At 34.2% G+C, this 14,447-nt stretch carries 11 protein-coding genes; 7 read left to right on the forward strand and 4 right to left on the reverse strand.

The features are described from left to right. Positions 1–19 precede the first annotated feature (19 nt). The 5 genes from mscL to BMY96_RS04385 all read left to right on the forward strand — a co-directional run bounded on the left by mscL (position 20) and on the right by BMY96_RS04385 (position 6,103). A complete protein-coding gene (gene mscL, locus BMY96_RS04365) occupies positions 20–427 on the forward strand; it encodes a large conductance mechanosensitive channel protein MscL (protein WP_092849546.1) in 408 nt (135 codons plus the stop codon). Positions 428–565: 138 nt separating this feature from the next. Further along, positions 566–1,555: an aspartate-semialdehyde dehydrogenase gene (locus BMY96_RS04370; RefSeq protein ID WP_092849548.1), complete on the forward strand. Its 990-nt coding sequence runs from the start codon at positions 566–568 to the stop codon at positions 1,553–1,555. Positions 1,556–1,688: 133 nt separating this feature from the next. Next, positions 1,689–3,737, forward strand: coding sequence for a prolyl oligopeptidase family serine peptidase (locus BMY96_RS04375; RefSeq protein ID WP_245750538.1), 2,049 nt, complete (start codon positions 1,689–1,691; stop codon positions 3,735–3,737). 59 nt (positions 3,738–3,796) lie between these two features. Then, positions 3,797–4,720, forward strand: coding sequence for an ABC transporter ATP-binding protein (locus tag BMY96_RS04380; RefSeq protein WP_092849552.1), 924 nt, complete (start codon positions 3,797–3,799; stop codon positions 4,718–4,720). Positions 4,721–4,738: 18 nt separating this feature from the next. Further along, positions 4,739–6,103: a hypothetical protein gene (locus tag BMY96_RS04385; protein ID WP_092849554.1), complete on the forward strand. Its 1,365-nt coding sequence runs from the start codon at positions 4,739–4,741 to the stop codon at positions 6,101–6,103. A 7-nt stretch (positions 6,104–6,110) separates the two neighbouring features. Here the strand turns inward: BMY96_RS04385 and BMY96_RS04390 are convergent, their stop codons facing one another. The 4 genes from BMY96_RS04390 to BMY96_RS04405 form a co-directional block, all read right to left on the reverse strand. Then, the gene (locus BMY96_RS04390; protein ID WP_092849556.1) at positions 6,111–6,572 is read right to left on the reverse strand and encodes a 3-oxoacyl-ACP synthase; all 462 of its coding nucleotides are present in this window, start codon (positions 6,570–6,572) and stop codon (positions 6,111–6,113) included. Continuing rightward, positions 6,565–7,290 carry a monofunctional biosynthetic peptidoglycan transglycosylase gene (mtgA, locus tag BMY96_RS04395; protein ID WP_245750539.1) on the reverse strand — a complete coding sequence of 242 codons (726 nt, stop codon included), beginning with the start codon at positions 7,288–7,290 and terminating at the stop codon, positions 6,565–6,567. Before mtgA ends, BMY96_RS04390 begins: the two co-directional genes overlap by 8 nt. Next, positions 7,290–8,402: an NAD(P)/FAD-dependent oxidoreductase gene (locus tag BMY96_RS04400; RefSeq protein WP_092849558.1), complete on the reverse strand. Its 1,113-nt coding sequence runs from the start codon at positions 8,400–8,402 to the stop codon at positions 7,290–7,292. Before BMY96_RS04400 ends, mtgA begins: the two co-directional genes overlap by 1 nt. A gap of 300 nt (positions 8,403–8,702) precedes the next feature. Continuing rightward, positions 8,703–9,311, reverse strand: coding sequence for a superoxide dismutase (locus BMY96_RS04405; RefSeq protein ID WP_092849560.1), 609 nt, complete (start codon positions 9,309–9,311; stop codon positions 8,703–8,705). Positions 9,312–9,436: 125 nt separating this feature from the next. Here BMY96_RS04405 and BMY96_RS04410 point away from each other — a divergent pair, with 125 nt between their 5' ends. Then, on the forward strand, positions 9,437–12,574 hold the full coding sequence (locus BMY96_RS04410; RefSeq protein WP_092849562.1) for a UvrD-helicase domain-containing protein: 3,138 nt from the start codon (positions 9,437–9,439) through the stop codon (positions 12,572–12,574). 461 nt (positions 12,575–13,035) lie between these two features. Continuing rightward, complete coding sequence (locus BMY96_RS04415) at positions 13,036–14,427, forward strand: OmpA family protein (protein ID WP_092849564.1); 1,392 nt, start codon at positions 13,036–13,038, stop codon at positions 14,425–14,427. Positions 14,428–14,447: the final 20 nt, after the last annotated feature.

A 14,447-nucleotide genomic window follows, 5' to 3' on the forward strand; every position in this document is an offset into this window, starting at 1 on the left:
TAACTAAAAATTTAAAATTATGTTAAAAGAGTTTAAAGATTTTATCATGACGGGTAACGTTGTGGAATTTGCAGTTGCTGTAATAATGGCGGGAGCTATTGGAGGCGTTGTAAAAGGATTTGTTGATAATATTGTTATGCCAATTGTTGGTCATTTCTCTGGTGGAATGGACTTTGCAGAGTTAAAAATAGTACTTTCTGAGGCTGTAGTAAACGCTGAAGGAGCGGTTACAACTCCAGAAAACGCTATTATGTGGGGATCTTGGATTAACACCATTGTAAACTTAATTATTGTTGGTTTCGTTATGTTCATGATTGTTAAAGCTTATAACAAAACTAAAAAACCTGTTGAAGAGGCACCTGCTGAACCAGCTGGACCTTCTCAAGAAGAGTTATTAGCAGAAATAAGAGATTTACTTAAAAAATAACAAAATGTTAATTAAATAACAGGCTGTTATTTCTTGTTAAAAAGCCCTCGTTTTAATAAAATGAGGGCTTTTTTTATATTCTAAAATAGAATAAATAGTTAGTTTTGTCCACACAAAATTTTTTAAATCTATAAAACGATGAGAGTAGCTGTAGTAGGTGCCACTGGAATGGTTGGCGAAGTAATGTTAAAAGTTCTTGCAGAACGTAATTTCCCTGTAACAGAGTTAATTCCTGTTGCTTCAGAACGTTCGGTTGGAAAAACATTAACCTATAAAGGAAAAGATTATACGGTAGTTGGATTAGAAACAGCCGTTTCTATGAAACCAGATATCGCTCTATTTTCTGCAGGTGGAGATACCTCATTAGAGTGGGCTCCTAAATTTGCAGAAGTAGGAACAACAGTAGTTGATAATTCTTCGGCTTGGAGAATGGACCCAACTAAAAAATTAGTAGTTCCAGAAATTAACGCTAACGAATTAACTAAAGAAGACAAAATTATTGCCAACCCTAATTGTTCTACAATTCAATTAGTTATGGCGTTAAACCCGCTTCATAAAAAATATAAAATGAAACGCGTTGTGGTATCTACATACCAATCGGTTTCTGGTACAGGTGTTAAAGCTGTGCGTCAATTAGAAAATGAAATTGCTGGTATTGAAGGCGAAATGGCATATCCTTACCCAATTGGAAGAAATGCATTACCACATTGCGATGTTTTTCAAGACAACGGATACACTAAAGAGGAAATGAAATTAGCTAGAGAACCTCAAAAAATTATGAACGATAGATCGTTTTCTATTTCGGCAACTGCAGTTAGAATTCCTACCGCAGGTGGGCACTCGGAATCTGTTAATGTTGAGTTTGAAAATGATTTCGATTTAGCTGAAGTAAGACAACTATTAAGTGACACTCCAGGTGTTGTAGTGCAAGATAATACAGCAACTAACACCTACCCAATGCCTATTTTTGCGCACGATAAAGATGAAGTTTTTGTGGGTAGAATACGAAGAGACGAAACGCAACCCAACTCATTAAATATGTGGATTGTTGCCGATAACCTTCGTAAAGGTGCTGCAACAAACACGATTCAAATTGCAGAATATTTAATTGAAAACAAACTAGTATAATATACTTTATCAATTAAACAAACCAATTTTAGCCTCTTTAATTAACGTAAAGAGGCTTTTTTATTATAGCTTTGTAGTAAAAAGCATACTTCTCCCTATGTAATCATTATTTTTTAAAATTTTAAAATACCACGTGAAATATCCTTTTACTAAAACAGTTGATGTTACCGATAGCTATTTTGGGGCTGAAGTTAAAGATCCATACCGATGGTTAGAAGACGATAGAAGCCTGGAAACCAAAACATGGGTTGAAACACAAAACGAGGTTACCAATGCGTATTTAGATAAAATTCCGCATAGAGCGCAGTTAAAAAACCGCTTAGAAACCTTATGGAATTACGAAAAAATTAGCGCCCCTTTTAAAGAAGGCGACTTTATCTACTTTTCAAAAAACGATGGTTTACAAAACCAAGACGTTATATACCGAAAGCAAAATGAAAATAGTCAAGCTGAAGTTTTTCTAGATCCTAATACGTTTTCTAAAGATGGTACTATTTCATTAGGCGCCATAAGTTTTTCTAAAAGTGGTAAGTTTCTAGCCTACACCATCTCAGAAGGTGGAAGCGACTGGAGAAAAGTTTTTGTTATGGATGCGGTAAGCAAAACCATAATTGAAGAGGCTCTTACTAATGTAAAATTTTCTCAAATTTCGTGGTATAAAGATGAAGGCTTTTATTATTCTAGCTACGACAAACCCGAAGGCAGCGAGCTTTCGGCTAAAACAGACCAGCATAAAGTATATTATCATAAATTAAAAACACCCCAAGAAAATGATGTTATAATTTATGGCGATAAACCAGAAGAAAAACACCGCTATATTTATGCAAAAGTAACCGAGGATAATCGGTTTTTAGTCTTAACCCCACGCGTATCCACATCCGGAAACAAGGTTTTTATAAAAGATCTTTCTAACTCAGATAGTGCTTTAAAAACAATAATTAACAATACAGAAACAGACACTTACCTTATTGACAATGCGGGAGACACGCTATTTCTATTAACCAACCTAAACGCTCCTAATAAAAAGGTAGTTCGAGTAGATTTTAATACTCCAAACCCTAAACATTGGGAAGATGTCATTCCAGAAACCAAACAGGTTTTAACCATTGCCAAAAGTGGAGAATATTTTTTTGCGCATTACATGGTAAACGCCATTTCTAAAGTAAAACAATACACTTACAACGGCGAATTTATTAGAGATATTGAACTACCAGGTTTAGGCACATCAAGTGGGTTTGGCAGCAAAAAAGACGAACTGTCGTGCTACTTCTCTTTCTCCAACTACTGCACGCCTAGTAGTATCTATAAACTCGATTTAAAAACTGGCAATTACACACTGTATTGGCAACCTTCAATAGATTTTAATAGTAACCATTTTGAAAGTCATCAGGTCTTTTATACATCCAAAGATGGCACTAAAATCCCTATGATAATTACCCACAAAAAAGGGATTAACTTAAATGGCAAAAACCCCACTATTTTATACGGTTACGGCGGTTTTAACATAAGCCTTACTCCTGCTTTTAGCATAACTAATGCGGTTTGGCTAGAACAAGGCGGCGTATTAGCTGTACCTAATATTCGTGGCGGTGGCGAATACGGTAAAACATGGCACGATGCCGGTACGAAATTGCAAAAACAAAATGTATTTGAGGACTTTATCGCTGCCGCGGAATACTTAATAGCCAACAATTATACCACCTCTAAATATTTAGCATTGCGTGGTGGATCAAATGGTGGGTTATTAGTTGCTGCTGTTATGACACAGCGCCCAGATTTAGCTAAAGTTGTTTTACCAGCAGTTGGTGTTTTAGATATGTTGCGCTACCATACCTTTACAGCGGGAGCAGGTTGGGCGTACGATTATGGCACTGCCGAAGACAGCAAAGCCATGTTCGATTATTTAAAAGCATACTCGCCCTTACACAATATAAAAACAGGTGTTGCATATCCTGCCACACTAATAACAACAGGCGATCATGACGATAGAGTGGTGCCAGCCCACAGTTTTAAATTTGCAGCCGAATTACAGGCTAAACAAACCGGCAACAACCCTACTTTAATTAGAATTGAAACCAATGCTGGCCATGGTGCCGGAACACCTGTTAGTAAAACCATAGCCCAATATGCAGATATTTTTGGATTTACCTTATACAATATGGGGTATACGCCTAAAAATTAAACACTAATAATACCTGCTAAATTTAGCCAAAGCATTTTTTATGTTATTTTTGTTAACCTATGCTACACGTAAAAAACCTAACCTTTTCTTATGACAAAAGCCCTATTTTAAAAGCTATTTCTTTTAAGGCAAAACAAGGCGAACATGTGGCTATTATAGGAGAAAGTGGCTCTGGAAAAAGCACCTTATTAAAGGTTTTATATGGAGAGTACGATTTAGATGAAGGGCATATTTTTTGGCATGATGAAGAAATTTTAGGTCCAAAATACAACCTTGTTGTTGGTTACGATTTCATGAAATATGTCGCACAAGAATTTGATTTAATGCCATTTATAACGGTTGAAGAAAACATAGGTAAATTCCTGTCGCGTTTTTATCCAGAAGAAAAACAAAAACGTACTGACGAATTACTAGAAGTTGTCGAGCTTACTAAGTTTGCTAAAACAAAAGTAAAAACACTTAGCGGCGGCCAAAAACAACGTGTTGCTTTAGCACGCGCTTTAGCCAAACAACCCGAAATTATTTTGCTAGACGAGCCTTTTAGCCACATCGATAATTTTAAAAAACAAAGTCTTCGTAGAAGTGTTTTTAAATACTTAAAACAAAACAATATTACCTGCGTTGTTGCCACGCATGATAAAGAAGATGTTTTAGGTTTTGCAGACCGTATGATTGTTTTAAACAATCATAAAATTGCAGTTAACGATTACCCCGAAACACTTTATAAAAACCCTAAAACACCTTTAATTGCGTCCTTTTTTGGCGAGTTTAATGTCATTAACAACAACATAGTTTATGCACACCAATTAAAAGTAGTTGAGCATTCAAATTTAAAAGTGGTTGTTAAACATTCCTATTTTAAAGGGCATTATTATTTAATTGAAGCCGACTTACACGGTAAAGCCCTGTTTTTTGAATATAGCAAGCAAGTTAGCGAAGGCAGTATATTATTCCTAAAGGTAATCGAAGACTACCATATCTAGCCAAATAGAGCCCTATACATGTTTGCTAAAAGAACTTTAAACCATAACGAATTAGCTTTTGTTTCTAGCCAAATAAACAGAACCAAAAAGCTATTATTAGGCATGTTCGTTATACTTGCTGTAATAATAACTATTGTTGCGATAGTAATTTATAGCGAAGAAGACGAAAATCATGTGGTTATTAACATCATGTTTGGCGTTTTAATAATGCTCTTATATGGTATTAATTGGTTTGTAAAAGGCTATAGAGAACATGTAATAGACCCTACAATATATAAAGCAACTGGTTATTACGAACGTATTTATGAGCAACACGGGAAATATGGAAGATATTACGACACCATAAACGGAGCCAAAGTAAAAATACCATGGCATTGGCGGAAATACTTAAAATCAATAAAAAACGAATCCTTTAGCTATGAGTATATTGTTAGAGATGGGGTTGTGGCTATTAATGAAGGCGCTGCAAATTATATCGTTACTATTAACGACACCTTGTCTTTGGATTATGAAATTAAAAATGGTCTTAAAAAAGCCAAACCACTTTCGTTTTTAAACATAGTAAGCGTTATATTAATTATTCCTGTAACTATAGCACTTTTTGCAAATAGAGATATAAAATACCTTAAAGACATTTGGCAACTTACACAAACAAAGGAAGACATTCTTATTTTAAATAATGCCCAAGAGTTAACCACACTTCAAGGATCAAGGTATATACAACTACATAACGCTTGGGTTTACCAGTTTAAACGCCCTTACGATTTTAATGGCGAAAACTATGTGCTTACTCAAGCAGAACGCGACCACATTTATAACAATCCATCTTCTGGAGCATATTATCGTTATTATTTTAACCCCAAACACCTTAAAAAGCCCGAGAGAGAAAGCTTCAAAAACCAGCTAAAAAATAATATGGATAAATTCGGGTTTAAAAAAAATATAGATTCTAGCCTTTGGGAAAAATCTTTGGATGAAGCTTATAAAATACAGTTAAGAGATTTTAATAACCGCTTATATAAAGCCAAAAGACTAGATTCTATTTTAAACGTTTTAAAACCCAAAACACCCCTTTTTAAACTATACGACAATTGTTTTAATGCACCCGAGGAAAGCACGTATTCTATTAAAGCTAGTTTAGAAAAAACATTTGTAGTTAGTGGTTTTTATAACCCAAAAACTAAAACCATTTTAAGTTTTGAAGAACAAGATAAAGTAAAAAAAGACCTTAAAAACATTCTCGTTTTTGTTGGCATTTGTGCAGTACTAGTTATGGCTTTTTTAATAACCATTTACAAAATAGTAAGAAACACAATTATTAAAAGAAACCTTGTAGAAGCCCAACTAAATACTTTTTCTGGACCAGAAAGACTAGAGCGATAAACCAGCTTTACAACACCTCTTTAACAACAAACCCTATGCTTCGAAAAGCAATAGACTCGTTAACCTCTTTCCCCATTAATAACTGCCCAATAGGCGTATTAGGAGAAATAGCGTAAAATTTGTCCTTGTTAACTGTTAATTCTCCTGCGCTAATAGCCAAATAATAATTAGCTTTTGTGGTATATACCACGCTTCCTAAACCAATTGTTTTAGAGTTTTTTTCGGTACTAATTTTAGACAGCGCTTCTTTAACCTTTACTATTTCGGCCAGTTGATTTCCTGCTTTTTCGCGCTCTAGCTGAAGCATAGCACGACCGGTTTCATGCTTATCGCCTGCGCTACTTTTAGTTTCGCTAGTTAAGGATTCTTGAATTTCGGTTATGGTTTTTTGCACCGTTAACAGTCTGTTTTCTATAAACTGAAAACAGGCGTTATATAGGTTTTGCTTTATATTTAAAGGACTACTCATTTGTTTTAAAATCTAAGGTTCCAAAATAAACCATTTGTTTTACAATCCAGTGTTTTCTAGAGCTTATATAAGTAGTTGCTGGATGTGCAATGTATTTACGCGGATTTGGTAAAATAGCAGCAATTGCGGCGGCTTCTTGTTTAGCTAATTGAGATGCTGGTTTTTTAAACCAATATTGCGAAGCGGCTTCTATACCGTAAACACCATTTCCCATTTCTATACTATTCAAATATACCTCTAGAATGCGCTTTTTAGTCCAAATTTTTTCTATTAAAAACGTAAAATAGGTTTCCAAGCCTTTGCGCAACCAACTACGCTGTGGCCATAAAAACACATTTTTTGCCGTTTGTTGGCTTATGGTACTTCCGCCTTTAACAGCGTTTCCTTTTTTATTGTTTTTGTATGCTTTTTCTATGGCTTTTAAATCGAAACCATTGTGATTTAAGAACAATTGGTCTTCGCTACAAACCACAGCCAATTGGGCGTTTTTTGAAATATTTTCCATGGCCACCCATTGGTGTTTCCAAACTACATCTTCACCGTTTTGATATTGCTCGATACTTCTAATTACCATTAATGGCGTAGCCGGAACAGGCACCTTTTTATACAAGAACACTATAGCTATAGAAAGTACTACCAACCAGAAGATCGTTTTTAAAACAAATCGAAAAAATCGTTTTAGCAAATTCTCGCGATGCTTTTTATCTTTTAACGCCATTATACCAACTCCGCTAATTCTTTACCTATTAAACTACCAATTGCAACACCCATACCGCCAAGTCTTACACCACAAAACACATTAGTGCTTAGTCGTTTTACAACGGCTCGTTTTTGGCTTCCAACACCCATAATGCCGCTCCATCTGTGTTCAATTTCAAAAGCTGTTTCTGGTAAAATGGTGGTTTTTAGTAGAGTTTCTAAGTGGTTTTGTATTAAGGCTGTTTGTTTAAACACGGTGGTTTCTTCGGTTTTAAAATCTAAATTTCGGCCACCACCAAGTAGAACTCTATTATCTATATTCCTGAAATAATAATAACCTTTATCTAAATGAAACGTGCCTTTTAGTCTTAAATTATTTATGGGTTTGGTTATTAGCACTTGTGCTCTTGCTGGCTTTACATGTTCTTTGATTAACTGTGATGCAAACCCGTTGGTAGCAATAAGCAGTTTTGATGATGAAAACTCAAACTGATTGGTTTTTATTTTTACCGAATTGGCAAATTCTAAAAACTGCTCCACTTGCACATTATTTAAAATTTTTATGCCTTTAGAATACACTTTTTCCAATAAGGCCTCCATCATTTTTCCGGTATCTATTTGCCCTTCAAACTTATTAAAAACATATTGGTTATTTATGTTTTTGAAATTGAAACTATTGTGTTTTATACTGAAAACATCGCTTTTAAAAAGCGGTTTTAGCCATGTATTAATGGCTTCTCTTTTGGATATACAATCTTGAAATAGGGTTTGATTAGAGTTTAAAAACAACTCGTAACCGCCTAATTGCTTAAAATTAATTTTTTGATCGCCTAGGGTTTGCCTTAATACGTTTAAGCCCTTTACACGTTTTTGAATGAGTTGAAGGACTTCTGGCTTGGTATGTGTTTTTAAATCGTCGAGTATTTCACTTAGACTTCCAAAACAGGCAAATCCTGCATTTTTGGTACTAGCACCTTGTGGTAAGGTTCCTTTTTCGAGGATTAGAATTTTGGCTTTTGGAAACTTAGCTTTTAATTGTAAGGCACAGTTAAGACCTACAATACCACTACCAACTATGCAGTAATCGATATTTGAGAGCCATGATTTTATTTCCCAATATGAAAGGTTCATGAAGCTAAGTTATTATTTTTAATTGAAGTTGGTTACTGTCTTATGTTTTTGTAAAGTTTAAGTACTTATCTAAAATCTACTTTAATTTAAAAGGTTCTGAATACCAACTAATTATTTTGTCGTTTTTGTGTGTAATGTTTTAAATTAGGTGGTCTTTATTCAGAACGGGTCGCAGAAAAGCCTAACGGTTATTCTTATGTTTAGGTGAGGGATCTAGAAGCCTGCATGTTTGTAAGTAGGTAACAAAAAAAGCAAACCTATTTCTAGATTTGCTTTTTTATTTTAAAATGCTAAATGGGTTTATTTAGCTTCTGCGTAACGTTTTTCTACTTCGTTCCAGTTAACTACATTAAAAAATGCGCTAATGTAATCTGGACGACGGTTTTGGTAGTTTAGGTAGTATGCGTGCTCCCAAACATCTAACCCTAAAATTGGAGTTCCTCCACAACCAATTCCTGGCATTAATGGATTGTCTTGGTTTGGTGTAGAGCAAATTTCTAATTTACCACCTTTGTGTACACATAACCATGCCCATCCAGAACCAAAACGTGTTCCGGCAGCTTTAGAGAAGGCCGCTATAAACTCGTCTTTAGAACCAAAAGTAGCATCGATAGCGTTTTTTAATTCGCCAGATAATCGTCCTCTATCTTCTGGATTTAAAACATCCCAGAATAAAGAGTGGTTGTAAAATCCACCACCGTTATTTCTAACTGCGCCGTTATCTAAATCTAAATTTTCTAGAATATCGTTAATTGATTTTCCTTCTAAATCTGTTCCTGCAATGGCATTATTTAAGTTGTTTGTGTATCCTTGGTGGTGCTTAGTGTGGTGTATTTCCATGGTTCTAGCATCAATATGAGGCTCTAAAGCATCATAAGCATATCCTAATTTCGGTAATTCGAAAGCCATAATTTTTTTTGTTTTTAGTATTTATATTTATTTTAATTCAAATTTACGGATAAAACAGGTTAATAAAAAATAATTAATTGTTATCAACTCATTGATAGTTTTTATATTGTAACAAATCATTCTTTATGCAGGAAACACATCCTTTTAGTATTTATAATGCTTCTGCCGGTAGCGGGAAAACCTATACCTTGGTTAAAGAGTACTTAAAAATACTTTTTAAGTCTAACCACCCAGAGCCTTTTAAACGTATACTGGCTATTACGTTTACCAATAAAGCGGTTGCCGAAATGAAAGGGCGTATTGTGGAGATGCTTAAAGCGTTTTCTAATCCTGCTGTTTTAAATGAGCCAACTCCAATGTTTAAGGATCTTTGTGAGGAATTGCAAATGGAACCTGGTGTGCTTCGAGAAAAATCGGATCAGTTATTAAATACAATTTTACATAATTATGCCGCTTTTGATATTTCGACCATTGATGGTTTTACCCATAAAGTAATACGAACATTTGCCCATGATTTAAGATTGCCTTTAAATTTTGAAGTTGAGTTAGACCAAGATTCTTTATTAACCGAAGCTGTAGATAGTTTAATAGCTAAGGCAGGAAATGATGATGAGCTTACCAAAATTTTGGTTGATTTTGCTATTGAAAAAGCTGATGATGATAAGAGTTACGATGTGGCTTTCGATTTTAATAAAATTGCTAAACTTTTAGTAAAGGAAAACGATTTGCCTTTTATTGATACGCTAAAAGATAAAACCTTAGCCGAATTTAAGGTACTTAAAGTGCAATTACGAAAGGAAATTGCTACGGTAGAAAAAGATATTGTTGAAAATGCCAAAACGGTGCTCGACTTAATAGCGCAATCTGGCCTAGAGTTTAAAGATTTCTCGAGAAGCACGTTACCAAACCACTTTTTAAAAGCCTCGAATTTAGAGTTTTCGGGTATTTACAATAATAATCTAGAGGAAAATATTATTGAAAGACAGAAAATTTATGCAAAAACTGCAAAACCTGAAATATCAAATGCCATTGATGCTTTATTACCTGAAATAGAATTGAGATATAAAACGAATAAAATAAATGTTTTTCATGTTAAGTTTTTAAGAGCTTTTTATAGAAATATAACGCCGCTTTCGGTTTTAAATGCCATAAATACTGAGTTAACGGCTTTAAAGGAGGAGCAGAATAAAATGCTAATCTCGGAGTTTAATGCTATTATTAGCAAAGAGATTGCGGGACAACCTACACCGTTTATTTACGAACGCTTAGGCGAAAAGTTTAAGTATTATTTTATTGATGAGTTTCAGGATACCTCGGTTATGCAATGGGAAAATTTAAAACCCTTGTTAGATAACTCGCTTTCTGGTATAAACGGTAGTACCATGTTAGTTGGTGATGCTAAACAGGCCATTTACCGATGGCGTGGTGGTAAGGCGGAGCAATTTATGGACTTGTTTAATTTAAAGGACAAGCCTTTTCAAATAAACCAAGTTGTTAAACATTTAGAAGCTAATTACAGAAGCTTTAAAGCTGTAGTAAATTTTAATAATGGGTTTTTTAAATTTTTGGCAAGCAGCTTTTTTAATGAGGTAGATCATCAAGAGCTTTACCAAAATTCTTCACAGCATATAACCAGTGAAAATGAAGGGTTTGTTAAATTGTCTTTTTTAGACCTAGAAGCAGATGATCAAAGAGATGAACTGTTTCCTGAAGCGGTTTTAAAAACCATAAATTCATGTTTAGAGAATGGGTTTAAATTGGAAGATATTTGCATTTTAGTAAGAAAGAAAAAAGAAGGTGTTATGATTGCCGATTATTTGAGTCAGCACAAAATATCTATAATTTCTTCTGAAACGTTATTGATTAATAATTCCCCCGAAGTTGTTTTTATAAATAACGTTTTAGCGCTTTTAGTGCAGCCAGAAAACAACGATATTAAAATTCAAATTTTAAACCATTTAACCGCACTTTTTAATATTGAAGAAAAGCACGATTTTTTCACTGCACATATTGGTATGCCAACCGATGAGTTGTTTAAAAGCCTGGAGACTTATAATGTGTTTATAGATGCTAACATGTTATTACAACGTCCGCTTTACGATGTAGCCGAAACGATTGTAAGAGCTTTTGGTTTGGTTAAAACATCCAACGCTTATATTCAGTTTTATTTGGACGTTGTTTTAGATTTTTCAATGAAAAAAGGCTCTGATGTTTCGGGGTTTTTAGATTATTTTGAAAAGAAAAAGGATAATTTAAGTATTATATCTCCCGAAGGTCAAGATGCGGTGCAGATTATGACTATTCATAAATCCAAAGGTTTAGAGTTTCCTGTGGTTATTTTCCCTTATGCCGATTTGGATATGTACCGAGAGTTAGAACCCAAAGAATGGTTTAGTTTAGATAAGGAAAAGTATAATGGTTTTTCTAGCACACTTTTAAATTATAATAAAGATTTCGAGCATTTTGGAGAAGAAGGTCTACGAATTTTTAATAAGCATCAATCCGAACAAGAGTTGGATAGTATAAATGTGCTGTATGTGGCTTTAACGCGACCTGTAGAGCAGTTACATATTATATCTTCTAAAGATATTTCGGCCAAAGGCGAGGTTAGCAATAAAAAGTATTCCGGATTATTAATTAGTTATTTGCAACATTTGGGCTTGTGGCAAGATTCGGAACTTGAATACAGCTTTGGCAAGCCTGAAAAGACATTGGAACCTGTTGAACGTAAAAAAGAAACATTTACCCAAGAGTCTTTTATATCAACAGCTAAAGAAGACCATAATATAAATGTCGTTACAAAGTCTGGTTTATTATGGGATACTAACCAGCAGGAAGCCATCGAGAAAGGAAATTTGATCCATAACCTTATGGCGAAAATTGAAACTGTAGATGATGTAAATGCAGTTCTGCAAGACTTTGTAAAGGATTCTGCAATACAAAAAGAACAAATTAAGCTACTTAAGGATACTGTTTTACAGATAATTAATCACCCAAAACTAAAAACATATTATACAAAAAGTAATACCATATATAATGAGCGCGATATTATTACTAAAGATGGCATTATTATAAGACCAGACAGGGTTATTGTAAATTCTGAAAATGAAGCAGTAATTATAGATTATAAAACGGGTTCTGAAGATATAAAATATGCGCAGCAGTTACAATCCTATCAAGATGTGCTAGAAGAAATGGGTATTCGAGTTAAAAAGAAAGTTCTTGTATATGTAAATGATACTATATTAGTTAAGGAGTTGTAGTTGTGTAACTTACAAAACAATCCGGTTTTTAAAGAAAACCTGTTGTTTAAAAATTTTATTAATATATAAGGACTAAGCAAAATGCTATGCTTGTGCACAAAATTAAAATGTTTTGATATTTTAGATCACGAATTAGCTGGTTTATGTCGTTTAAGGGCTTTAATTTATTGTTTATATGCGTTTTATTTAGGTGGGCTTTGTTGTAGGAATCTTTTTTTTAGGGTAAATTTAGTGCAGCTTGAAATGTACTGTAACTCATGGTAGCCCTCGTAAAACAAGACTTACATAAGATGTTGTAGGTGTTAGTTAGTGTAGATGAAGTACCTAAAGTTATCTAAATTCATTATGAACTATCGACGAACTACTTGTTTATCCTATTTTTTTATATATTTGTCTTTGTTAATAACATTTAACAACTTACTTTTGCAGTAAATTTAACACTTAAAATTAAACTTTTGAATATGAAAAATCTTAGCAGATTATTGTTCGCTATGTTGCTTGTACTTGGTTATAGCAACGTTAATGCGCAAGACCAAAACAACCCATGGCAAATTTCTATAGGGGTAAACGCAGTTGATTTCTATCCTACTGGAGAAGGAGCACTTTCTAAAGGCGGTTTCGCTAGTGAGTCTTTTGGAGAAGAATTTGCAAATGCAACAGATCACTGGAACGTTTTACCTTCTTTATCAACGATCTCTGTATCAAAATATTTAAGTGATGGTTTTTCTTTTGGAATTACTGGTTCTTTAAATAAAATTGAAAAATATGGTGATATTAGTGTAAATCCTGATGTAACCAATGAGGTTTCAGATTTTTCTTACTATGGTGTAGATGGTACAATTAAATACAATTTTATTGAAGGTACGACTTTAGATCCTTTTGTTGGTCTAGGTGGTGGTTACACTTGGGTTGATGAAATTGGAGCTGGTACTTTAAATGGAACTTTAGGTTTAAACGTATGGTTTAACGAAAACATAGGTTTAACTGTTCAAACATCTTACAAACATGCTTTTGAAGATTACTTAGATACACACTTCCAACATTCTGCTGGTATCTCTATCAAATTTGGTGGAACTGATACTGACGGAGATGGCATATACGACAAGGATGATGCTTGTCCAGAGGTTGCTGGTTTAGAAGCTTTCAACGGGTGTCCTGATACTGATGGTGATGGAATCGAAGACAGTAAAGATGATTGTCCTAACGAAGCTGGTTTAGCTGAGCTTAACGGATGTCCTGATACTGACGGTGATGGTATTGCTGATAACAAAGATAACTGTCCTACAGTTGCTGGTTTAAAAGCATTAAACGGTTGTCCTGATGCTGATGGTGACGGTGTAACTGATGCTGATGATAAATGTCCTAACGAAGCTGGTCCTTCTGCAAACAAAGGATGTCCTTGGGCTGATAAAGACGGTGACGGTGTACTAGATAAAGATGATAAGTGTCCAGAAGTTAAAGGTACTGTTGCAAACAACGGTTGTCCAGAAGTAACTCAAGCTGTTCAAGCAACACTTAACGCTTACGCTAAAACAATCTTATTTGATACAGGTAAATCAACAATTAAAGCACAATCTGCTGCTGTATTATCTGATATTATTGCTATCCTTAAAGAATACCCAACTGCTAAATTTACAGTTGAAGGTCATACTGATAGCGTTGGTAGCGATACTTTAAACCAGAGATTATCTGATTCTAGAGCTAATTCTGTAAAAGAATATTTAGTAGAGAACGGTATTGATGCTTTCAGATTATCTGCACTTGGATATGGAGAGTCTAGACCAATCGATTCTAACAAAACTAGAGCTGGTAGAGCAAACAACAGACGTGTAGAAATTAATTTAGCTAAATAAGAATAGCTAGTTAAATTTTA

It is taken from the genome of Algibacter pectinivorans (genome assembly GCF_900112595.1).
In the GTDB taxonomy this organism is placed as follows: Bacteria; Bacteroidota; Bacteroidia; order Flavobacteriales; family Flavobacteriaceae; genus Algibacter_B; species Algibacter_B pectinivorans.

What these genes read in the sequence shown, in the direction of transcription:
- BMY96_RS04370 (WP_092849548.1), top strand. Translation starts at nt 566, where the DNA reads ATGAGAGTAGCTGTAGTAGGTGCCACTGGAATGGTTGGCGAAGTAATG.
- BMY96_RS04400 (WP_092849558.1), bottom strand. Translation starts at nt 8,402, where the DNA reads ATGAACCTTTCATATTGGGAAATAAAATCATGGCTCTCAAATATCGAT.
- BMY96_RS04405 (WP_092849560.1), bottom strand. Translation starts at nt 9,311, where the DNA reads ATGGCTTTCGAATTACCGAAATTAGGATATGCTTATGATGCTTTAGAG.
- BMY96_RS04380 (WP_092849552.1), top strand. Translation starts at nt 3,797, where the DNA reads ATGCTACACGTAAAAAACCTAACCTTTTCTTATGACAAAAGCCCTATT.
- BMY96_RS04390 (WP_092849556.1), bottom strand. Translation starts at nt 6,572, where the DNA reads ATGAGTAGTCCTTTAAATATAAAGCAAAACCTATATAACGCCTGTTTT.
- BMY96_RS04415 (WP_092849564.1), top strand. Translation starts at nt 13,036, where the DNA reads ATGAAAAATCTTAGCAGATTATTGTTCGCTATGTTGCTTGTACTTGGT.
- mtgA (WP_245750539.1), bottom strand. Translation starts at nt 7,290, where the DNA reads ATGGCGTTAAAAGATAAAAAGCATCGCGAGAATTTGCTAAAACGATTT.
- mscL (WP_092849546.1), top strand. Translation starts at nt 20, where the DNA reads ATGTTAAAAGAGTTTAAAGATTTTATCATGACGGGTAACGTTGTGGAA.
- BMY96_RS04385 (WP_092849554.1), top strand. Translation starts at nt 4,739, where the DNA reads ATGTTTGCTAAAAGAACTTTAAACCATAACGAATTAGCTTTTGTTTCT.
- BMY96_RS04410 (WP_092849562.1), top strand. Translation starts at nt 9,437, where the DNA reads ATGCAGGAAACACATCCTTTTAGTATTTATAATGCTTCTGCCGGTAGC.